The sequence below is a fragment of the Leifsonia poae genome (assembly GCF_027921845.1).
GTDB lineage: Bacteria > Actinomycetota > Actinomycetes > Actinomycetales > Microbacteriaceae > Leifsonia > Leifsonia poae.
Genome location: NZ_BSEN01000014.1, coordinates 1 through 21,165 on the forward strand (window position 1 = coordinate 1; position 21,165 = coordinate 21,165).

A 21,165-nucleotide genomic window follows, 5' to 3' on the forward strand; every position below is an offset into this window, starting at 1 on the left:
AATCACCCAGATCAACGCCGAATACACCGCAAACAGATAAAACTCCGGATGACCTTCGATCATGTGCCTGATCTGAAGAATGAAAATAAACACGAATGAGACCTTTCGTGGTCGAGGGCGTGAAATCCACAACGTCGGGGACCTGGTCGGATTCGGGATGTCCTGTTTCTAGCCGCCTTCTCAGACCCGGCGCAAGTCGAAAATCGGGTCCTCCGCCCGCGTTCGGAGACCCACCCACCGCGCGGTTTCGAGGGCGTCGACGGCACCCGGGTCCGCCGACACGCGGACATCGGAAACGCGTCGGCGAAATGACGGACACACCCCCGAGTGGGGGTCGCAGAATGGCCGGTCACGCGGCATTCCGTTTTCGTCGTGCATTGAACCCGCATCAATCTCCGGCAGCGCCCGTGTACCCCGCCTTGTACCCCGGTTGGTGACCCCCGAAAGAGGGTCTGAAAGCGCTTCCAAAACTCGTGAAAATTTACACAGCGGACACAAGCCGTTCACAGCGCTGAGCACTCCCACGTCCTCCGCAATGCGGACTCGACAGCGAGGCGAGAACGCGTTCCACGATCAGCGTCCACCCGTGACAGCGTCGGCGGCATCCCGTAGCCTCGACGCATGACGGAGCCGTCGGCAGTCGCGTCAGAGAGATCCACCCCGCCTGCGGGCGGCATGCGCACGTTCGCTCAGGTGCTCATCAACACGATGATCGCGAACATCACGACGAGTTTCCTCTGGTTCGCGCTGACGTTCTGGGTGTACCTGGAGACGCGATCCGTGCTCGCCACGGGCATCGTCGGCGGCACCTACATGCTGCTGGTCGCCGTGTTCTCGATCGTGTTCGGCACCGTCGTCGACCGTCATCGCAAGTATCACGTGATGCTGTTCGCGAGCGTGATAACGCTCGTCTCCTTCAGCATCGCCGGCGTCTTCTACCTGCTGTACCCCGAGTCGGCGATCATCGATCTCGGTGGCCCGATCTTCTGGATCTTCGCCGGCGTCATACTGTTCGGCTCGGTGATCGAGAACATGCGGAACATCGCGCTGTCGACCACGGTCACCCTCCTCGTGCCGGTGGAGCGGCACGCGAACGCGAACGGCATGGTCGGCACAGTGCAGGGCCTCGCGTTCATCGTGACGAGCGTCTTCAGCGGCCTGGCGATCGGCCTACTCGGCATGGGCTGGACGCTCGTGATCGCCATCCTGCTCACGGCGATCGCGCTACTGCACCTGCTGTTCCTGCGGATCCCGGAGGAGGCGCCGCACGTCGAAGGAGGCAAGCGGCCCGCCGTCGATCTGCGCGGCAGCATCGCGGCCATCCGGAGCGCTCCCGGGCTGTTCGCGCTGATCATCTTCTCGACGTTCAACAACCTCATCGGCGGCGTCTACCTGGCCCTGATGGACCCGTACGGTCTCGAGTTGTTCCCCGTCGCCCTCTGGGGCGTGGTGTTCGGCGTCGCGTCGACGGGCTTCATCGTCGGCGGCCTGGTCGTCGCGAAGTTCGGCCTCGGCGCGAACCCGATCCGCACGATGCTCGTGCTCGTCGTCGTGATGGGCGTGCTCGGCTCACTGTTCACCATCCGGGACTGGTGGTGGCTGTACGCGGCGGGCATCTGGCTCTACATGACGCTGATCCCGGCCGTCGAGGCCTCGGAGCAGACGGTCATCCAGAAGGTCGTGACCTTCCGCCGGCAGGGCAGGGTGTTCGGCTTCGCCCAGGCCTTCGAGTCGGCCGCCGCTCCGATCACGGCCTTCCTCATCGCGCCGATCGCGGAGTTCATCATCATCCCGTTCCTCGAAACGGAGGAGGGACAGGCGAGCTGGGGATGGCTGGTCGGTGACGGCGAGGCCCGCGGCATCGCGCTCGTGTTCTTCTTCGCCGGCATCGCGCTGGTGCTGCTCGCGCTCGGCGCGTTCCTCACGAAGTCGTACCGGATGCTCTCGAAGGAGTACCAGGACGGCGAGGCGCCGATCGCCGCGTGATCGGCATCCGCGCTACGGCGGCGCCGCCGCTGACGAGGAACGTCATGCGGAGCGCCGGACTCTGGGAATACCTCACAGATTGATGCGTTTACATGGATGAACAGAAATAGATAGGCAGGCAATGGAGCCGCGTCTTCACCCACCCTCGACTCCAGGAGTTCCATGTCACTCGCCGACCTGTCGACCCGCACCGCCGACACCACCGCACAGCTGCTTCCGGCCCTCGCCGAGCGCTGGAGCCCGCGGTCGTACGACGCCGCAGCCGTTATCGACGAAGAGAAGCTGAACGCCGCCCTCGAAGCGGCGCGCTGGTCGCCTTCCGCCGCCAACACGCAGCCGTGGCGCTTCATCGTCGCCCGTCGCGGAACGCCCGCCTTCGACGCGATCGTCGCGAACCTCCTCGGCTTCAACGCCACCTGGGCCGGTTCGGCCGGTGCCCTGATCGTCGCCCTCGCCGAGGTCATCGACCCCGAGGGCAACGAGCGCCGCTGGGCGAACTACGACCTCGGACAGGCCGTCGCCCACCTGACCATCCAGGCCCACCACGACGGACTGCACGCCCACCAGATGGGCGGCTTCGACGCACAGGGCCTGCGCGAGGCGTTCGACATCGACGAGCGCTTCGTTCCCGTCTCGGTGACGACCCTCGGCACCGTCGGCGACCCGGATGCCCTTCCCGACCGCCTGCGCGAGCGCGAGCTCGCCCCCCGCACGCGCGTCGCGCTCGACGACATCCTCGTCGTCAACGCCTAGCAGCGCGCAACGCGCCGTGCCGCGCCCGCACGCGGCACGGCACTGAGTGGCGCCGACTCGACCTTCACCCGACTCCGGAAGGTCGATCGGCGCCATTCGTGTTTCTCCACAGCCTGGGCGGGCGCCGGGGCGTGAACGGTCACGAACTGTCGCTGCCGGCGCCTGAGGGCCCTTGCGCGCGACAGTTAGCGACCACTCACGCCGGGGTGTCGCGCGGCAGCCCGGCAGCCCGGCAGCGGTAGCGCTCTACGGGCGTAGCAGCACCTTGATCGCGCGGCGCTCGTCCATCGCCGCGTACGCCTCGGCGGCCTCTTCGAGCGGCAGCTCGAGGTCGAACACGCGGCCGGGGTCGATCGCGCCCGACCACACGTCCTGCAGCAGCTCCTCGACGTAGTTGCGCACCGGGGCGACACCGCCGTTGACGCCGATGTTGTCGTTGAAGAGCGGGCGAACCGGAAGCTCGGGGCCGCCGTTGGGGACACCGACGTAGCCGACCATCCCACCCGGGCGGGCCGAGCGGATCGCCTGGTCCATCGACTCCTTGGTGCCGACCGCTTCGAGCACGCAGTCGGCGCCGATCCCGTCGAGCAGTTCCTTCACGGCCGCGACGCCCTCGTCGCCGCGCGTCGCGACGATGTCCGTCGCTCCGAAGGCGCGAGCCAGCTCCTGGCGCGACTCGTGCCGCGACATCGCGATGATCCGCGAAGCGCCGAGCCGCGAAGCCGCGAGCACGGCGCAGAGGCCGACGGCCCCGTCGCCGACCACCACGACCGTGCTTCCCTCGGTGACACCGGCCGAGACCGCAGCGTGGTGCCCGGTGCCCATCACGTCGGAGAGCGTCAGCAGGCTCGGGATGAGCTCCTCGCTCGGGTACTCGGGCGTCGCCACGAGGGCGCCGTCGGCGTGCGGAACGCGCACCTTCTGGCCCTGGCCGCCGTCGGCGAACCCGCCCAGCTTGTCGTCCGAGCCCCACCAGCCGCCGTTCAGGCACGACGTGCTGACGCCGTTCTTGCAGTTGACGCAGGTCATGTCGCAGTCGTAAAAGGGCGCGATCACGAAGTCTCCCGGGGCGATGGTCGTGACCTCCGGACCGACCTCCTCGACCACGCCGACGAACTCGTGTCCGATGCGGTGCGCGTGATGCGTGGGGGTGACACCCCGGTAGGGCCACAGGTCGGAACCGCAGACGCAGGCGGCGACGACGCGCACGATGGCGTCGCCTCCGGTGGAAAGAACGGGATCGGGGACCTCTTCGACGCGGATGTCCCGTTCGCCGTGGATGACGGTAGCAAGCATGGCTGAAAGCCTACGCCGCCACGGCTGGGCGCCGGGGCCGGAGTCCCCCGTTCGAGGTACGGCGCGTGGCGGTCGGGTGAACAGAACGTGAAGCCGGGCTCCGGTCGCTCGGCGCCGCCCTAGCATCGCACTGTCCGCTGGCGTCGCACCTCTCTGCTCGCCCCGCGGACGACCCCCACCCATCACCTCGAGGAGGCATCGCGCGATGTCCAAGCGCTCCCGGATCGCCGCGTTCTTCGCGGCACTCGGAGTGCTGGTGGCGGTCGCGGTGGTGCTGACGATCGCGGCCAGACCGGGCGTGGTGTCGGCCGCCGCGCATCCGGGCAGTGCCGCGTCGTCGACCACCTATTCGGTTTCGGCGGATCTCGACACGTGCGGCGCCGGCTGGGGTTCCGGCGCGAAGGCCCACGTGAACGGCGGCGACCAGACCTTCACCGTGACCAACCGCACCGTCGCGGGCATCGAGGTCTACCTGCAGGCCGCCGACAGCAAGAAGGTGTACCTCGACCTCGAGAGCATCGGGGCCGCGGCGCGAGCGACCGCCCGGGTGACGCTCGGGTCCGGACGCTACCGCTTCGTCTGCCTGCCCGCCGACGCCGATCCGGTCCGCGGCCCCACCGTGATGGTCGGCGCCGCACCACCGGGAGCTCAGCTGACGCCGGGCATAGTGCCGGTGACGCGCAACGACCTCATACCCGTCGCCCAGACCTACGGACGCTGGGTCGCCTCGCGCATCCCCGTGCTCCGCCAGCAGGTCGCGCTCCTCGGCGACGACGCATCGGAGGGCCACTTAGCGGCCTCACGCCATGATTGGCTGACCGCTCACCAGACCTACCAGACGCTCGGCGCCGCATACGATGCCTTCGGCGACCTCGGCGATGCGATCGACGGGATGCCCGCGCCGGGCCGCACGGCCGCCGACGACCCCGGCCTCACCGGCTTCCACAAGATCGAGGCACTCCTCTGGCCGGGCTCGGGAGCCGTGCCCGACACGACGTCCGGCGCGATCCCCGCCGCGATCGCGCGGCTCGCCTCCGACACCGCACAGCTCGCCACGGACTTCGCCGACGCGGAGATCGATCCGAACGACATCGGACTCCGCGCGCACGAGATCGTCGAGAACGCGATCCAGTTCGACCTCACGGATGCGACGGACGCGGGCTCCGGGTCCACCCTCGCCAGCATCGACGCCGAACTCACGGGGGCGGAGCAGGCCCTGGCCCCGCTGCACGACATCCTGAGCTCGCGTTACGAGGCGCTCGCGGCGACGATGGCCTCGCTCGTCTCGTCGCACCGCCTGGTCGAGACCTACCGTCACGCCGACGGCACCTGGACACCGCTCGCCTCGCTGCCGCGGGCCGACCGCCAGCGCCTCGACGCAGCACTCGACGAGGCGGCCGAATTGCTGGCCCCGGTGGCGGCCATCTGCGACATCCGGAGGGAATCATGACGGGGATCGATCGACGGGGGTTCCTGGGCGCGGCGCTCGGGGCCGGGGTGGCGGCGCCACTCGCGGCGGCCGCCGGCGCAACGCTGACGGCCGGGTCGCCCGCTGCCGCAGCGTCGTCGCCGGGCGGAACCGCGGCGAGCACCGTGGAGGGATCCGGCGCGTTCCCGTTCCACGGCGTGCACCAGCAGGGCATCCTGACCCCGGCCCAGCGCGCCTCCGCGTTCGTGGCCCTCGACGTCACCGCGGCCAATCGCGCCGAACTCGCCGACCTGTTCCGCACCATCACCGCTCGCGCGCGATTCGCCACGACCGGCGGCACCCCGCCCGACCCCGGACTCACCGCACCGCCGCGCGACTCGGGCATCCTCGGCGGCACGGTGCAACCGGATGGCCTCACTGTGACGCTCTCGGTCGGGGCGTCGCTGTTCGACCACCGGTTCGGGCTCGCGGCGGCCAAGCCTGCCCGGCTGCGCACCATGGAGGACTTCCCGAACGACGCCCTCCGACGCGAGGTCTGCGACGGCGATCTACTGCTGCAGGTCTGCGCGAACGACCAGGACGCCGTGACCTACGCCGTGCGTGAGATCGCCCGCGCGACGCGTGGCGCGATGCAGGTGCGCTGGCGGCAGGACGGGTTCGTGTCGCCTCCGCGGCCGTCGGGCACGCCGCGCAACCTGATGGGGTTCAAGGACGGCACCGGCAACCCCGCGGTGACGGATGCCGCGCTGATGGCATCCCTCGTCTGGGCGAAGGCCGGCGGAGCGGAACCGGCCTGGGTCTCCGGCGGCAGCTACCACGTGGTGCGCCTCATCCGGATGCTCGTCGAGTTCTGGGATCGGGTGAATCTGCACGAGCAGGAGAACATGATCGGCCGTCGGCGTGACAGCGGCGCACCCCTCACGGCCTCCCACGAGTTCGACGACCCGCACTACGAGAACGACGCGACGGGCGACGTCATCCAGTTCGACGCGCACATGCGACTCGCGAATCCGCGAACCGCGGAGACTGCGGATCAGCGCATGCTCCGCCGGGCATACAACTACGACGCGGGTCTCGACACCAACGGCAACCTCGACATGGGCCTCATCTTCACGGCGTTCAACCAAGACATCGAGCGCCAGTTCGTCACCGTGCAGAAGCGGCTCGCCGACGAGCCGCTCGTCGACTACATCTCGCCGTTCGGGGGCGGCTACTACTTCGCGCTGCCCGGTGCGCGCGACAGCTCCGACTGGCTCGGGCGCAGCATGCTCGCCTGACCGGCCGCACAGACTCGGCGCACCCGCGCCGACACCAGAGAAGAGAAAGAGGAACCAGTGTTCAGCACGTTCCGTCTGCGTCATGCGGCTCTCGCGCTCGTCGGCGCGACAGCCCTGGTCGGCGCGGGGATACTCGCGGGATCACCGGCGGTCGCCGGCACCGATCATTCGCCTTCACACTCGTCGTCGTTCACGATGACGCCGATCAAACACGTCGTCGTGATCTTCGACGAGAACGTCTCGTTCGACCACTACTTCGGCACCTATCCCACCGCCGCCAACACCGACGGCACGACCTTCACCGCAGCGAAGGGTACCCCGAAGGCGAACACCCTCGTCACCTCGGGCGCCCTCACGAAGAACCCCAACCTCTACCCGCCCAAGCGCCTGGCGCCGTCGCAGGCAGCGACCTGCGACCAGAACCACGGCTACAGCGCCGAGCAGCAGGCGGTGGACGGCGGCAAGATGGACCTCTTCGTGCAGAAGACGTCCACCGACACCTGCACGGGACTCTTCGGGGCTCCGGGACTCGCCATGGACTACTACGACGGCAACACCGTCACGGGTCTGTGGAACTACGCCCAGAACTACTCCATGAGCGACAACAACTGGGACACCCTGTTCGGACCGTCGACGCCCGGCGCGCTCAACCTGATCTCGGGCCAGACGCACGGCGGCACGGCGTACGACCCGAAGTCCGGCGCGGTGCTGCCCGCCTCGACGGCGGTCTCGTCGCCGAATGCGGCCGGCGTCGGAAGCGTGATCGGCGACCCCGACCCCGCGTACGACGACTGCTCCGACAACGACCACACGTCGACCAGCGCGGTCGTCGGGATGTCGGGCAAGAACGTCGGCGACCTGCTGAACAAGCGCAACGTGACCTGGGGCTGGTTCCAGGGCGGGTTCACGCCGACCACGCCGTGGAGCGGCGCCGCCGGAAGCTACGCGAAGTGCGACGCGACCACGGCGAACATCACCGGCGCGGCCGTGAAGGACTACTCGCCGCACCACTCGCCGTTCCAGTACTACAAGTCGACGTCGAATCCGCACCACCTCGCGCCGTCGTCGGAGAAGGCGATCGGTCACACCGACCAGGCCAACCACCAGTACGACCTGACCTCGTTCGACGCCGCCCTGCAGAACAACAACCTCCCGTCGGTGTCGTTCCTCAAGGCTCCGGAGGCTCAGGATGGGCACGCCGGCTACTCCGACCCGTTGGATGAGCAGAAGTTCCTGGTCAACGAGATCAACGCCATCCAGAAGTCGAGCTCGTGGTCGAGCACTGCTGTCGTCGTCACCTACGACGACTCCGACGGCTGGTACGACCACGTGGCACCGAAGGTCGCGAACGGGTCGAACGACCCGGCAGCGGACTCGACCGTCTGCACGAGCGTGAAGCATGTGGCCGGCGGCTACGCCGACCGCTGCGGACCGAGCCAGCGCATGCCGCTGCTCGTGATCTCGCCGTACGCGGCCAAGAACAAGGTCGACCACACGGCGATCGAGCAGACGTCGGTGCTGCGGTTCATCGAGAACAACTGGCTGACCGGACGCATCGGCGACTCGTCGTTCGACAGCCGCGCCGGATCGCTCGGCGGCCTGTTCGACTGGTTCCACCCGCAGCAGCGCGAGGTGCTGCTGTCGCCCTCGACCGGCGCAGTGTCGTCGATCGTCTCCACGAAGCCGCATTGGCCGACTCCGCCGCGCCACGGCTGGCTCGCCCAGCCGTAGCAGCTCCACCGAAATCGAGTCCGAACTTGTTGCCGCAACACGCCGCATTTCGGCGCAACAAGTTCGGACTCGATCGTGTGTGCGGGGGTGCTGAGTGCGCTGCAGGCGGAGGGGTTACTCCTCGTCGCGCACGGGGACGACGGTGAGAGCGTCGCCGCCGGGTGCGATGTCGACGCGCACGAGGTCCCCGTCGCGCACGACCCCGCTGAGCAGCGCCGTCGCGAGCCGGTCCTCGATCTCGTGCTGGATCAGCCGGCGCAGCGGACGCGCACCGTAGATCGGGTCGTAGCCGCGCTCGGAGAGCCAGGCACGCGCATCCGGCGTGACGGCCAGCTCGAGCCGGCGGTCCTGCAGGCGCCGCATCAGGCGGTCGATGTTCAGCTCGACGATCTCGCCGAGCTCCTCCTTGTCGAGCGTCGAGAACACCACGATGTCGTCGAGGCGGTTCACGAACTCGGGCTTGAACGCCTGGCGCACCATCTGCAGCACGGCCTCCTCCTTCTCGACCTCGTTCAACGTCGGGTCCACCAGATACTGGCTGCCCAGGTTGGAGGTGAGGATCAGGATGGCGTTGCGGAAGTCGACCGTACGGCCCTGACCGTCGGTCAGCCTGCCGTCGTCGAGCACCTGCAGCAGCACGTCGAAGACCTCTGGGTGCGCCTTCTCGACCTCGTCGAGCAGGATGACGGAGTACGGACGACGCCGCACCGCCTCGGTCAGCTGGCCGCCCTGCTCGTAACCGACATAGCCGGGAGGGGCGCCGACGAGCCGCGAGACGGAGAACTTCTCCCCGTACTCGCTCATGTCGATGCGCACCATCGCCTTCTCGTCGTCGAACAGGAACGCGGCGAGCGCCTTGGCCAGCTCGGTCTTTCCGACACCGGTCGGACCCAGGAACAGGAACGACCCGGTCGGCCGGTCGGGGTCGGAGATCCCCGCGCGGGTTCGGCGCACCGCATCCGCCACGGCCGTCACCGCACGCTTCTGCCCGATCAGCCGGCGGCCGAGCTCCGCCTCGAGGTGGAGCAGCTTCTCCGTCTCGCCCTGGGTCAGGCGATCGACCGGGATGCCGGTCCACGCCGCCACGACCGCCGCGATGTCCTCGCTGGTCACCTGCTCGTTCACCATCCGCGGGCGATCCGGGTGCTGCTCGGCCTGCTCGGCCTCCGCGAGCTCGCGCTCGATCGACGGGATGGTCTCGTACTCGATCTTGGACGCCTCCTGGTAGCGGCCGTCGCGCAGGGCGAGGTCGCGCTTGGTCTTGGCCTCCTCGAGCTGCGAGCGCAGCGCGCCCACGCGGTTGAGTGACGCCTTCTCGAGCCGCCAGCGCTCCTGCAGCTCTTCGAGCTCGCTCTCGCTCTCACGCAGCCGCTCCTGCAGCTGGGCGAGGCGGTCCTTGCTCGCGTCGTCCTTCTCCTTCTTGAGCGCGAACTCCTCGAGCTTCATGCGCTCGACGACGCGCTGCAGCGTGTCGATCTCGACCGGGGCCGAGTCGATCTCCATCTTGAGCCGGCTGGCCGCCTCGTCGATGAGGTCGATCGCCTTGTCGGGGAGCTGCCGGGCGGTGATGTAGCGGTTCGAGAGCGACGCCGCGGCGACGAGAGCGGAGTCTTCGATGGTGACACCGTGGTGCGCCTCGTAGCGACCCTTGAGCCCGCGCAGGATGGCGACCGTGTCTTCCACGCTCGGCTCGCCCACGTACACCTGCTGGAAGCGGCGCTCGAGGGCGGCGTCCTTCTCGATGAACTCGCGGTACTCGTTGAGCGTGGTGGCGCCGATGAGCCGCAGCTCACCGCGCGCGAGCATCGGCTTGAGCATGTTCGAGGCCGCGACGGATCCTTCGCCACCGCCGGCGCCCATCAGGATGTGCAGCTCGTCGACGAACGTGATGATGCCGCCTTCGGCGTCGTTGATCTCCTTGAGCACGGCCTTGAGGCGTTCCTCGAACTGGCCGCGGTACATCGCGCCGGCGACCAGCGCGGAGAGGTCGAGCATCACGAGCTGCTTGCCCTTGAGAGAGTCGGCCACGTCGCCCGCGACGATGCGCTGGGCGAGGCCCTCCACCACGGCGGTCTTTCCCACGCCTGGCTCGCCGATGAGCACGGGGTTGTTCTTGGTGCGACGGGTCAGCACCTGGCTCACCCGGCGGATCTCGGCGTCCCGCCCGATGACCGGGTCGAGCTTGCCGCTCTTGGCGATCTCCGTGAGGTTCACACCGTACTGTTCGAGCGCGCTCTTCTGCTCCTCCTGCGTGGAGGGTGCACCCTGCATGTTGGCCATGGGTCTCCTTTCAGACGGGTCGGACAAAGTTGAGTCTACTAAGCTCAACTTTCATCCGCATCCCCGTATTCCGGCCATGAGCGGATGCGGGCCGCCCCGCATGAATCCGGATGATCGGGGCCGTCGGCGCGCGTTCTCCGGAGTTGTGCCGGTCGACGCGGCGTGTCCGCTCGAGGTTCCGGAAATGCGTCGGCGGCAGGTGGCCGGCCACGCCGGCCAACCGGGCAGGCCGCCGGCCGGCTAGGGCACGTCGGTCGGCTCGTCGTTCGCGGAGGCCTCGATCCAGTCGACGGCCGTGTCGGGCATGGAGTGGTGCTTCGGCACCTCATCGCCCCACCACGAGTCGTGCAGGCCGGGGCCGCCGGCGGCCTCGATCTCTTCGACGATCTCCGACGGAACCTCATCGCCGTTGTTCGCAACGAGCCACTCTCGAGCGGATTGCGCGAGCCGCGGCCACCACTGTTCGATGTCCATGCCCGAAAGTCTGCCACCGGCCGCTCACGAGCGCGCCCCCGATCTTCTAGCCCTCCATCCTCTAGCCCTCGACGCGGAACCAGCGGTACCCGTATCCGTCGAGCGGCACCTCCGCGGCACCGCGCTCGACCGGCACCGTCACGCCGGTGAAGTGGTCGACGAGCCGGATGCCGTGCTCGCCGACCGGCTCGGCAGCCAGTGCCGCGTCGGGCAGGCCCACCGGCAGGCGCACCGTGCGGGCATCCGGCGAGAAGTTGTGGACGGCGACGGTGCGGTGACGCCCGGCGGTCAGCGTGTGCGCGAACACCGCGGAGTCGGGCTGCTCGATCACCTCGAACGCTCCCCAGCCGAGCTCGCGGGCGTTGCGGTAGTGCCGGATCAGGCCGGTCATGAACTGCAGCAGCGAGTCCGGGTCGTGCCGTTGGTCCGCGACGTTGACATGCTCGGGACCGAACGCGCCCTCGGTCATCGGCGTGCGGAGCCGCGACGGCCGGGCGGTGGAGAAGCCGCCGTTGCGTCCGGCGGTCCACTGCATCGGCGTCCGCACCGACATCCGGCCGCCGGCATCGAGGTTCTCGCCCATCCCGATCTCCTCCCCGTAGAACAGCACGGGGGTGCCCGGCAGCGAGAAGAGGAGGCTGTAGACCATCCGGATGCGGCGGGGGTCGCCGTCGAGCATGGGCGGCAGCCTCCGGATGAGACCGCGCCCGTACACCTGCATCCGCTCCTCAGGGCCGAACGCGGCGAACACCTCTTGGCGCTCGTCGTCCGTCAGCTTGTCGAGGGTGAGTTCATCGTGGTTGCGCACGAAGTTCGCCCACTGGATGTCGGGAGAGCCCTCCGGCCGCGAGAGCAACGCCTCGGCGAGCGGCCGCGCGTCGCCGCGGGCGAGGGACAGGTACAGGTTCTGCATCGCGATGAAGTCGAACTGCATCGTCAGCTCGTCGCCCTCCGCACCGTCGAAGAACTCGTTCTGCCTCTCGCGCGACAGGTTCACCTCGCCGAGGAAGATGCCGTCGCCCGTGCGCCGCCCGAGGAACGCCCGTAGCGAGCGCAGGTAGGCGTGCGGGTCGGGCAGCTTGCGGGCGCCGTCGATGACGCCGTCGGTCTGCAGCAGGAACGGAACCGCGTCGATCCGGAACCCGGAGACGCCGAGCTCCAGCCAGAAGCCGATGACCTTCACGATCTCGTCGCGCACGCGCTCGTCGGTGATGTTGAGATCGGGTTGCTGGCGATAGAAGACGTGCTGGTAGTACTGGCCGGCCTTCTCGTCCCACTGCCAGTCGCTCGTCTCCTGATCAGGGAACACCGGGGCCGGCTGGTGGGCGGGCGGCTCGTCGCGCCAGACGTAGAAGTCGCGGTAGGGGGAGTCGCGGCTCGATCGCGCCGCCTTGAACCACGGATGCTTGTCGGAGGTGTGGTTCACGACGAGGTCGACGATCACCCGGATGCCGCGGTCGCGCGCGATCCGGATCACCTCGACGACGTCGCCGAGGTGCCCCAGCCGGTGATCGACGCCGTAGAAGTCGGTGATGTCGTAGCCGTCGTCCCGGTCGGGCGACGGGTAGAAGGGCATCAGCCACAGGCAGGTGACACCGAGCTCAGCGAGGTAATCGATGCGGGTCGCCAGACCCCCGAGATCCCCGATCCCGTTGCCGTCGCCGTCCATGAAGCTCTCGACGTCGAGGCAGTAGATCACCGCGCTCTTCCACCACAGGTCACTCGTGTCACTGACTTTCATCGCGCCTCCTGGCCACACCGTACTCCGGGCCGCGATTCATCCGGTCGTCTGCTGAATGGCATCGCAAACTCGTGTTGGAATCGATCAATGGAGTGGGATTAGCATCGAGCGTGGGGAAGTTGGCGCCGTCGCCGTGAGCGGCGGTTGCCGGCACGACGACACTCCTTCGTCCTCGGAGAGATCACCGGCCCGCGCGTGCGGGCCCCGAGACACGAGGTGCCCGAGATTCGCGACCTGAAGATCGAGATCGTAGCCCGAGACGACATCGGGTCGATCGTCGCCCTGATCACGACCGACGGCGTCGTGGACGTCTGCACGGCATCCGCGGAGATCGCCACCGGGCGCGCCCGCTACTTCGCCGGACCCGACGCCTACGTGCGCGCTCCCGTCAGAGCGTTCTCGGACGCGGGCGGCACCTATCTCTACGCGAACTGGGACGGATCGCGGCGCAACCAGCTGCACGATCTCGCGGCGGCCGGGCGTCGCTCCCTGCGTGCAGCGGCGCACCGCACGTCGCCGCCCGCGTCGCCGGTGACGGTGACCAGCGCGCGTCCGTCACGCTGGTCCGCACTGTTCCGCGCGCTCGGCCTGGGCTGACGACCGGGCCGCCCACAACCGCAGACCTCCCGACAGCTCGGGCAGGAACAGCCCCCACGCCCGCCGCCGCGCTCGATGCGGATCGTTCTCGATCCGGTCGTTCTGGTCGATGATCAGCGTGGCGCGGCGCTCGACGTCGTACGGCGGCCAGGTGTCGGCCACGCGGCCCTCCTCGGCGAAGTCGAGCCAGTACGCACGCATCCGCTCGCCCGCCGCCGCATAGGGTTCGCGGCCGCCCAGCGAGGTCATCGCCCGGGCGAGCGGCAGATCGAGACTGTCGAAGAGCGCGAACATCTCGACCCCGTGCGTCGCGTCGAGCCCGAGCACTTTGAGCAGGCGGGGTGCGAGGTCGAACCGGTACGAGTGCACGGGCGCGTACGCCGAGTGGAAGTCGGCCGTCAGCACACTCGGGTACCAGAACCCGTAGTCGCCGCTGAAGTCGGCGGCGGCCCCGCGCGCGTCGGGGAGCCCCGGATACGCCGACCTCATCCGGTCGCGGGACCACACGGGCGCGCGACCGAACACGGCGGCGATCCGGCGGGGCGAGCGCGGCAGGATGTCGACACGACCGCGGAACACCGTGCCCTCGCGATCGTTGGTGCCGATGATGAGCGGCACCCGATGCGCCCGGCCCATCCGGATCGCGGTCATCGGATGCTCGGGCAGCAGGTCGCCGTCGATCACGGGCGCGAGGCAGAACCGGCCGGGGTACACCTCGGGGGTCCGGGTCTGCAGCACCAGCGAAGCGGCGAGCAGGTCGGCCACCTCGGCGCCGGCGATCAGGTCCCCCGCCTCCTGCTCGTCCCCTGGCGAGGCCCCGGTCGAGGCGGCCAGGATGTCGACGAAGTCCGCCGCCCACGCCGACGTCAGTTCCGGCCCGTACATCGCGGACGGCGGCGCGCTCTGGGCGATCGCGCGGGTGAAGAGGCCCTCGGCCGTCGGCATCGCCAGCAGCGCGATCACCGCGTTGCCGCCGGCGGACTCCCCGAAGATCGTCACGTTGCCCGGGTCCCCGCCGAACTCCCGGATGTTGTCCCGAACCCATCGCAGCAGAGCCAGCTGATCGCGCAGTCCGAGGTTGTTGTCGAACGTGTGCGACGGCGTCGAGTAGAGGGAGAAGTCGAGGTAGCCGAACGGCCCGAGCCGATAGTTGAAGCTGACGTAGACGGCCCGGCCGGACGCGACGAAACTCTCCCCGCGGCCCGAGAATTCACGAGACGATCCGGAGCTGTAGCCTCCACCGTGGATGAAGACCATCACCGGCAGCGGTTCGCCGCCGTCGTCGTCCACTGGAGCCTGCACGTTGACGGTCAGGCAGTCCTCGTCCGTCGCGACGAGCGCCGGCGCTCCGCGCAGCCGGCGCCGCAGCGTCTGCGGAGCGATGGCGCCGAACGCGGAGGCGTCTCGGGTGCCGGTCCACGGGATGACCGGTGCCGGGGCGCGGAAGCGCCGTTCACCCGTCGGCGGCGCTGCGTAGGGGATGCCGCGCCAGGCGCAGATCGCCCCCTCGCGCACACCCAGTACCTCGCCGCCGGTGACGTGCACGCGCAGCCGGCGCTCCGCGTCTCGGCGAGGGCTCATCGGGCACCTCCGTCCCGCTGGCCATAGAACACGCATCCAGCCGCAATGTAAGCGGGGCGGGCGGACTCAGCTCTCGTTCACGGGGACGCGCTGGCTGCGTCGCGAGCGCTGCGCCTTCGCTGTGCCCTGAGGAAGCTCTTCCCTGATCTCCGCGCGCAGGTCGTCGTCGAGCCGGAGACCGGGATTGGAATTCGCCTTCTCCGTGAGGATCTCGAGCCATTCGCGCTGGATCTCCGGAAGCGCGGTGCCGGCGAAGGCGAACTGCACGCTGATGGACGGATCGAGCCAGATCGAGCGCAGGTGTCCCTCGGGAGACGCGGTGCGATCGGTCCAGATCAGCAGGAAACCCTCGCGTCTCCGCAACTTGCTGCTGACGACGATCTGCAGGTGCGCGAGCACCCGGTCGTCGAATGTGAACTCGGCGCTGCCGTCATAGATCAGGCTCCCCACCGCGATCTCCTCTCAGGTCTCTGGGAGTACCTTCGCCTGGCGCGGGCGCTGAGTCAAGATGCGATCAGGCGGCGACTCCGCGATGTCGAGCGGAACGGGGCGCGGCCACGGTGCGCTGGAACACGTAGGTGACGAATCGCGGCGCGTCCGAGACGTCGTAGAGCGCGAACAGGTCGACGGAGGCGTCGCTCTCCGACTCGAGAGCGATCCTGCTCGGCAGTTCGTCGGGGTCGGCGGTCAACGTGGCCAGCACGTCTCCGCCCTCCCGCTTCGGGTAGACGAGAAACGCGGCCACCGTGACCAGGTGATGCCGGAGGGCCATTGCCCGCCGGAGCCGGATCAGCGTAGGACGGCCGCCGCAGGGCAGTCGAACGGGTCGCGGGCCGAGAGGCCGACGCGGTTCAGGTACGCGATGACGATGGCGTACGACCGCATCAAGGTGGTCTGCGTGTAGGGGATGTTCTCGGCCTCGCAGTGCTCGCGCACGATCGCCGCGGCCTTGCGCAGGTGCGGCCGCGCCATCGACGGGAACAGGTGGTGCTCGACCTGGTAGTTGAGGCCACCCATGAACGCGGTCGTTCCCGCGCCCTCGACGTTGCGCGAGGTGAGCACCTGGCGGCTGAGGAAGTCGACCTTGACGCCGGGCTCGATGATGGGCATGCCCTTGTGGTTGGGCGCGAAGCTCGCTCCCATGTACACGCCGAACACGGCGAGCTGGACGCCGAGGAACGCGACGGCCATGCCGAACGGCAGCAGCCAGAAGACGAGGCCGAGGTAGACCGTGAAGCGGACGGCGAGGAACGTGAGCTCCTTGCCGCGGCCGTCGATCTTCCCCTTGCCGAACAGCGTGGCGATCGAACGGCCGTGCAGGTTGATGCCTTCGAACATCAGCAGCGGGAAGAAGAGATAGCCCTGGCGCTCGGTGATCTTCGCCATGATGCCGGTGCGCTTGGCAGCGTCCTCCTCGAGGAACGAGATCGTGTCGACCTCGATGTCGGGGTCTTTGCCGATGGTGTTCGGGTTCGCGTGGTGACGGGTGTGCTTCGTCATCCACCACGAGTAGCTGATGCCGACGACGAGTGTGGAGAGCAGCCGGCCGATCCGATCGTTCACGGGGCCGGATGACGCGATCTGACGGTGCGACGCCTCGTGCCCGAGGAACGCGAACTGGGTGAAGATGATGCCGAGTGCTGCGGCGACGAGCAACTGGAACCAGCTGTCGCCGAGGAGGACCATACCGGCGATGCCGGCGCCCAGCGCGATCACGAGGCCGGCGAACAGCAGCGCGTAGAACACGGGCGAGCGGCGCAGGAGGCCCGCGTCGCGCACCGTGTTGAGGAGCCGCGAGTAGCTGGCCGTGCCGGTCGGCTGCGTAGTGATACGCGGGCCGGTTCTACGGATCGGACCGAGAATGGGTGCGAGGGTAGGAGCGGGTGCGGACATTGCGCGCCGTTCTGTCGATTTCGACTTCCCAGCCGCTGGGTCGGGTATTCACCCTCAGATGTCGCAAAGCTACCGCGCTACCCTGACCAGCGCCCGTGAATCGGCTGGCGCCGCGCCGGGCATCCTCAGCCGATCGGGCCGTCGTCCACGTGGGCGGGCGCCGTGGCGTCGAGCTCCTCCGGCAGTTCGAGCGGCCGCCGCGTGTAGTAGCCGCGCGCCTTGCGGAAGAAGATCAGCATCGGGATGATCCCGAGCACGATGAGCCCGATTCCGAGGATGTTGACGATCGCGTCATTGCTCGGGATGGACGCGATGAAGATCCACGCCATGAAGACGGCGCCGACCGCCGGCCAGAGCCCGATGAGCAGGAAGTTCTTCACCGAGCGGAAGAGCACCCGCCGATAGGCCACGACCACCGCGACACCGGCGAGCGTGTAGTAGAACGCGATCTGCAGACCGATCGACAGGATCGCGTTGTTCATGATGTCGCCGACGCTTCCGAGGAAGTTCGAGCCGATGAACAGCACCATCGAGACGCCGACCACGATCAGGGTGGCGAAGGCCGGCGTGCGCCACTTCGGGTGGATGCGCCCGAAGGCCGCCGGGATCGTGTGATCACGGCCCATCGAGAACAGGGTGCGAGTGACCTGGATCAGCGTGGTCTCGAGCGTGGCGATGGTCGACAGCGCGACCGCCACGACGAGGATCTTGCCGCCGATGCCCGGCCACACCACGTCGCCGAGGACCGACAGGATGTTGCCGCTGTTCTCCTCGATCGTCTTCGCGGGCAGCATGATCAATGTGCCTATGGTGAAGATCTCGAAGAGCAGGAAGACGATGACGACGCCGATGATCCCGGCGGCGCCTGCACTCTTGTGGCCGTCCTTGGTCTCCTCGTTGAGGTTGGCGCTGACGTCCCAGCCCCAGTAGTAGAACGCGGCGATGAGCGCGGCCGAGACGAAGACGCCGGCGCCCGACAGATGCGAGAAGCCCAGCCAGTCCCACGAGAACGACGGCCCTGCGTGACTCGTGGTCGCGGCCCGCACGATCATGAGCACGGCGAAGAGCACGAGGATGCCGACCTCGATGACCGACATGATCCACTGGGCCCTCGCGGTGACGTGCACGCCGAACAGCACGCAGGCGGCCATCACCAGGAACCAGAGGGCGCCGACGGCCGTGATGAGCGCCACGTTGCCGGCGTCCTTCGGGCTGAACAGGGTGACCGTCATCGCACCGGCCGGCAGCGCTCCGGCGACCATGAAGATCGTCGCCGAGATCACCAGCGCCCAACCGGAGAGGAAGCCCAGCACCGGATGCAGCGCCCGCGCGACCCAGGAGTACGAGGCTCCCGCGTTCACGTCGGCCCGACCGAGATAGAGGAAGGCCCACGCGATCCCCATCATCGGGATGGCCGACCAGAGCAGCGCACCCGGAGCACCGAGCACGGCGGTGCTGACGAGCGTCGCCGTGGTGGCGGCGATCGAGTAGGCGGGTGCGCTTCCGGCGACGGCCATCACGATCGAGCCGGCGGCGCTCACACCGTCGGACTGAAGCTTGTGCGGGTGGCCGGAACGGTCGGCCGGTCCCGTCGCTGGTGCGGTCGCCTGGTCGCCGGCAGGATCGGTGCGCGTCATTGCTCTCCCTGGGGGTCCGTCATGGAGGTCCTACGTTGGATGTCCAGGCAGAACCTAGCAGCGGTCGGTGACGGAGACAAGTCGCGTTACGCGGATTTCGTCGCCGAATCGCGCATCGGCATCGCAAACGGCCTGGCATTCGGCGCGTTCACCACCGAAACCGAAGCCAGAGCCCCGCGGCTCGCGGCGGCGTCGGCGAGCACGAGATCTTGACTTCGCGTCGGAGCCGGCCCAGTGTGGCGGCATGGCTCTCACCGTCGATCATGTGCTCGCCGTCGTCGCTGTGTCCGAAGTCGAGACCAGCGCCGCCTGGTACGAACGGCTCTTCGGTGTCGAGCCTACGAACATCCCCATGCCCGGCATCCTGGTGGAGTGGCGGGTGACCGGCAACGGCTGGGTGCAGGTCACGGAGGACCGGGAGCGCTTCGGATCGTCGCAGCTGAATCTGGCCGTCGACGACCTCGACGAGAAGCTGCGCGAGATCGAGGCGCGCGGGATCATCGTGGGCGACATCATCGAGGCGAACAAGGGCGTGCGGCTCTGCTCGCTCTACGACCCGGACGGCAATGTCGTCACGCTCATCGGCGGCTTCCGCGAACGGTACTGATGGCCGTGCGGATCGGCGACACCCTCCCTGAGGGCGCGCAGCTCGTCGACGGCACCGCGGACGATGTCGGAGCCTGCGTGGCCGTGTGGTTGTCGGCCGTCGAGGCACGGGACGGGCACCCGGCCGTGGCGGGGACGACTGAACGCTGCCTGGCGAAGTTCGAGCGACCGCGCGTCGCTTTCGTCGTCGCGCGGACGGCCGGCTCGGAACTCGCCGGATTCGGCCTCGTGACCGCTCCGGGCGGTGGCGCGGCGACCGATCCGCCCGGCGCTGCGTATCTCGCGCTGCTCGCGGTCGCACCGGCCGCTGCCAGACACGGCATCGGCGGCGCCATCCTGGACGCGCTCGTGGCCGGATCCGCTGCTGCCGGCCACGACGAGCTCGTCCTCCATGTGCTGACGGACAACACGGCCGCGGTGGGCCTGTACACGTCGAGGGGCTGGCGGGCCTACGGCGACGGGCACGCGCATCCGCTCACCGGCGCGGCGTCGCAGACCTACGTGCTGAGCCAGCGGTAGAGCTGGGCGTCTCGCAGCTCGACGGCTTCGGGAGCCGCCAGCGGCTCGCCCGCCTGCGAGCGAGCGGTGAGCATCGCGAGAACGTTCGTGCATCCACGAGTCGTCGTGCCGTCGGGGCCGGTCCAGTGCAGATAGGGGTGCAAGCCGCCACCCCCGGGCCGTCGCGCGCTGAGTCGCATCGACTCAGGCCGGTGGGCGGCGCGACGCCGTGACGGTGAACTTCGCGTTGCGGGCGATCTGCCGGGTGGGACCGACCGTGCGCTCGAGCGCCGAGCGGTAGCCGAGGTGCGAGTTCCACACCGTCCAGAGCTCGCCGCCCGGCCGCAGCACGCGGGCGGCGTCGGCGAACATCCGGAGCGCGATGCCGGTGTGCACAGCGCTGCCGATGTGGAACGGCGGGTTCAGCACGATGAGGTCGGCGCTCGCATCCGGCTGCGAACCGAGAGCGTCATCGCGCACGACCTCCACCCGATCGGCGACCCCGTTCGCCTCCGCCGTCGCCCGCGCCGATGCGACCGCCGCCGCGGACTGATCGGTCGCCAGCACCCGGATGCCCGGCCGCCGCCTCGCCAGTGTGGTCGCGATCACCCCGGTGCCGCAGCCGAGGTCGATGGCGGCCTGCGCGTCCGGGAGGGCGTCGTCGATCACCGTCAGGAGGAACCGGGTGCCGATGTCGACGGAGGTCCCCGCGAAGGCAGCGCCGTGCGCGCAGACCCCGACCCCGAGTTCGTCGTCGAACGCGCGGCGCGGCCACGGCTCGAGCGACTCCGCCGCATCCGGGCGGGCGCCCGTCACTGTGAGGACACGCGCCTTCTGCCGCGCGAGCGAGGCGGCGACACTGCCGAACGACTCGGCGAGCACCCCGTTCATAGCCGTCGTCAGGTGCTTCACCATCCCGCCCGCGAAGACCACGACATCCGGATGCGCGTGCCGGGCGACGAGCGCGGCGATCTCGGCGAGGGCGTCGAGACTGCGCGGTAGTCGCAGCAGCACGACGCGGGCGCCGGCGACCAGCGCGGCGTCGAGGTCGTGGTCGGCATAAGCGGTCTCGAGGCCGAGGGTCGTGGCGTTGGCGGCGAGCGCGCGGGTGCCGGTCAGCGCATCCTGATGCACGCGGATGTCACGTGCGCCGAGGTCGGCAGCGGCCAGGGTGAGGGCGCCGTAGGCGTCGCCGATGACGACGAGCTCGCCGTCGCCGAGCGCATCGAACGCGCCGGCTTCGGCCGCGGTGTCAAGGATGAGCCGGTCGGCGGCGTCGGCGGCGAAGAGGTTGGGCGCTTCGACGTCCGGCCAGCGACGCAGTCTCTCGAAGGCGAATCCAGGCACGCCCTCTTTCCTACCCGACATTCGACGCGAGCGGTGCCG

The 21,165-nt window shown here is 68.9% G+C and carries 19 protein-coding genes; 9 read left to right on the forward strand and 10 right to left on the reverse strand.

Annotated elements, in window-relative coordinates:
* The first annotated feature begins 621 nt into the window (after window positions 1-621).
* The gene (locus PKE84_RS14315; protein WP_271177945.1) at window positions 622-1,986 is read left to right on the forward strand and encodes an MFS transporter; all 1,365 of its coding nucleotides are present in this window, start codon (window positions 622-624) and stop codon (window positions 1,984-1,986) included.
* Between the two features lie 162 nt (window positions 1,987-2,148).
* Window positions 2,149-2,739 (forward strand): nitroreductase family protein, encoded by a 591-nt coding sequence (locus PKE84_RS14320; protein WP_271177946.1) that lies wholly within the window; start codon window positions 2,149-2,151, stop codon window positions 2,737-2,739.
* A 246-nt stretch (window positions 2,740-2,985) separates the two neighbouring features.
* Here PKE84_RS14320 and PKE84_RS14325 read toward each other — a convergent pair whose 3' ends face one another.
* Window positions 2,986-4,035 (reverse strand): zinc-dependent alcohol dehydrogenase family protein, encoded by a 1,050-nt coding sequence (locus PKE84_RS14325; RefSeq protein WP_271177947.1) that lies wholly within the window; start codon window positions 4,033-4,035, stop codon window positions 2,986-2,988.
* 205 nt (window positions 4,036-4,240) lie between these two features.
* On the opposite strand from PKE84_RS14325, the gene PKE84_RS14330 reads away from it, so the two are divergent.
* The 3 genes from PKE84_RS14330 to PKE84_RS14340 are packed head-to-tail and all read left to right on the forward strand — an operon-like array spanning window position 4,241 to window position 8,472.
* Window positions 4,241-5,485 (forward strand): EfeM/EfeO family lipoprotein, encoded by a 1,245-nt coding sequence (locus PKE84_RS14330; protein WP_271177948.1) that lies wholly within the window; start codon window positions 4,241-4,243, stop codon window positions 5,483-5,485.
* Window positions 5,482-6,741, forward strand: coding sequence for an iron uptake transporter deferrochelatase/peroxidase subunit (gene efeB / locus PKE84_RS14335; RefSeq protein WP_271177949.1), 1,260 nt, complete (start codon window positions 5,482-5,484; stop codon window positions 6,739-6,741). The genes PKE84_RS14330 and efeB overlap by 4 nt, the downstream gene beginning before the upstream one ends.
* Before the next feature lie 57 nt (window positions 6,742-6,798).
* The gene (locus PKE84_RS14340; RefSeq protein ID WP_271177950.1) at window positions 6,799-8,472 is read left to right on the forward strand and encodes a phospholipase C; all 1,674 of its coding nucleotides are present in this window, start codon (window positions 6,799-6,801) and stop codon (window positions 8,470-8,472) included.
* 114 nt (window positions 8,473-8,586) lie between these two features.
* On the opposite strand, the gene PKE84_RS14345 is transcribed toward PKE84_RS14340, so the two are convergent.
* The 3 genes from PKE84_RS14345 to PKE84_RS14355 all read right to left on the reverse strand — a co-directional run bounded on the left by PKE84_RS14345 (window position 8,587) and on the right by PKE84_RS14355 (window position 12,967).
* The gene (locus PKE84_RS14345) at window positions 8,587-10,752 is read right to left on the reverse strand and encodes an ATP-dependent Clp protease ATP-binding subunit (RefSeq protein WP_271177951.1); all 2,166 of its coding nucleotides are present in this window, start codon (window positions 10,750-10,752) and stop codon (window positions 8,587-8,589) included.
* Window positions 10,753-10,992: 240 nt separating this feature from the next.
* Entirely contained in the window at window positions 10,993-11,226 is a 234-nt protein-coding gene (locus tag PKE84_RS14350; RefSeq protein WP_271177952.1) for a hypothetical protein, read from the reverse strand.
* A 61-nt stretch (window positions 11,227-11,287) separates the two neighbouring features.
* Complete coding sequence (locus PKE84_RS14355) at window positions 11,288-12,967, reverse strand: alpha-amylase family protein (protein WP_271177953.1); 1,680 nt, start codon at window positions 12,965-12,967, stop codon at window positions 11,288-11,290.
* A 216-nt stretch (window positions 12,968-13,183) separates the two neighbouring features.
* Between PKE84_RS14355 and PKE84_RS14360 the strand changes: the two genes are divergently transcribed.
* Window positions 13,184-13,564 (forward strand): hypothetical protein, encoded by a 381-nt coding sequence (locus PKE84_RS14360; protein ID WP_271177954.1) that lies wholly within the window; start codon window positions 13,184-13,186, stop codon window positions 13,562-13,564.
* On the opposite strand, the gene PKE84_RS14365 is transcribed toward PKE84_RS14360, so the two are convergent.
* The 5 genes from PKE84_RS14365 to PKE84_RS14385 all read right to left on the reverse strand — a co-directional run bounded on the left by PKE84_RS14365 (window position 13,523) and on the right by PKE84_RS14385 (window position 18,675).
* Window positions 13,523-15,145 (reverse strand): carboxylesterase/lipase family protein, encoded by a 1,623-nt coding sequence (locus PKE84_RS14365; RefSeq protein ID WP_271177955.1) that lies wholly within the window; start codon window positions 15,143-15,145, stop codon window positions 13,523-13,525. The two genes, PKE84_RS14360 and PKE84_RS14365, sit on opposite strands and share 42 nt — an antisense overlap.
* Window positions 15,146-15,211: 66 nt before the next feature.
* A complete protein-coding gene (locus tag PKE84_RS14370) occupies window positions 15,212-15,595 on the reverse strand; it encodes a DUF7882 family protein (RefSeq protein ID WP_271177956.1) in 384 nt (127 codons plus the stop codon).
* 64 nt (window positions 15,596-15,659) lie between these two features.
* Window positions 15,660-15,890 (reverse strand): hypothetical protein, encoded by a 231-nt coding sequence (locus PKE84_RS14375; RefSeq protein ID WP_271177957.1) that lies wholly within the window; start codon window positions 15,888-15,890, stop codon window positions 15,660-15,662.
* A 44-nt stretch (window positions 15,891-15,934) separates the two neighbouring features.
* Complete coding sequence (locus PKE84_RS14380; RefSeq protein WP_271177958.1) at window positions 15,935-17,038, reverse strand: fatty acid desaturase family protein; 1,104 nt, start codon at window positions 17,036-17,038, stop codon at window positions 15,935-15,937.
* A gap of 125 nt (window positions 17,039-17,163) precedes the next feature.
* On the reverse strand, window positions 17,164-18,675 hold the full coding sequence (locus tag PKE84_RS14385) for an APC family permease (RefSeq protein ID WP_271177959.1): 1,512 nt from the start codon (window positions 18,673-18,675) through the stop codon (window positions 17,164-17,166).
* A gap of 39 nt (window positions 18,676-18,714) precedes the next feature.
* On the opposite strand from PKE84_RS14385, the gene PKE84_RS14390 reads away from it, so the two are divergent.
* From PKE84_RS14390 to PKE84_RS14400, 3 genes are read left to right on the forward strand one after another with little or no spacing between them, the layout of a single operon-like run.
* Entirely contained in the window at window positions 18,715-18,888 is a 174-nt protein-coding gene (locus tag PKE84_RS14390; RefSeq protein WP_271177960.1) for a hypothetical protein, read from the forward strand.
* A gap of 31 nt (window positions 18,889-18,919) precedes the next feature.
* Entirely contained in the window at window positions 18,920-19,282 is a 363-nt protein-coding gene (locus PKE84_RS14395) for a VOC family protein (protein ID WP_271177961.1), read from the forward strand.
* Window positions 19,282-19,800 (forward strand): GNAT family N-acetyltransferase, encoded by a 519-nt coding sequence (locus PKE84_RS14400; protein WP_271177962.1) that lies wholly within the window; start codon window positions 19,282-19,284, stop codon window positions 19,798-19,800. The genes PKE84_RS14395 and PKE84_RS14400 overlap by 1 nt, the downstream gene beginning before the upstream one ends.
* A 183-nt stretch (window positions 19,801-19,983) precedes the next feature.
* On the opposite strand, the gene PKE84_RS14405 is transcribed toward PKE84_RS14400, so the two are convergent.
* The gene (locus tag PKE84_RS14405; RefSeq protein ID WP_373877150.1) at window positions 19,984-21,126 is read right to left on the reverse strand and encodes a class I SAM-dependent methyltransferase; all 1,143 of its coding nucleotides are present in this window, start codon (window positions 21,124-21,126) and stop codon (window positions 19,984-19,986) included.
* Between the last annotated feature and the right edge of the window lie 39 nt (window positions 21,127-21,165).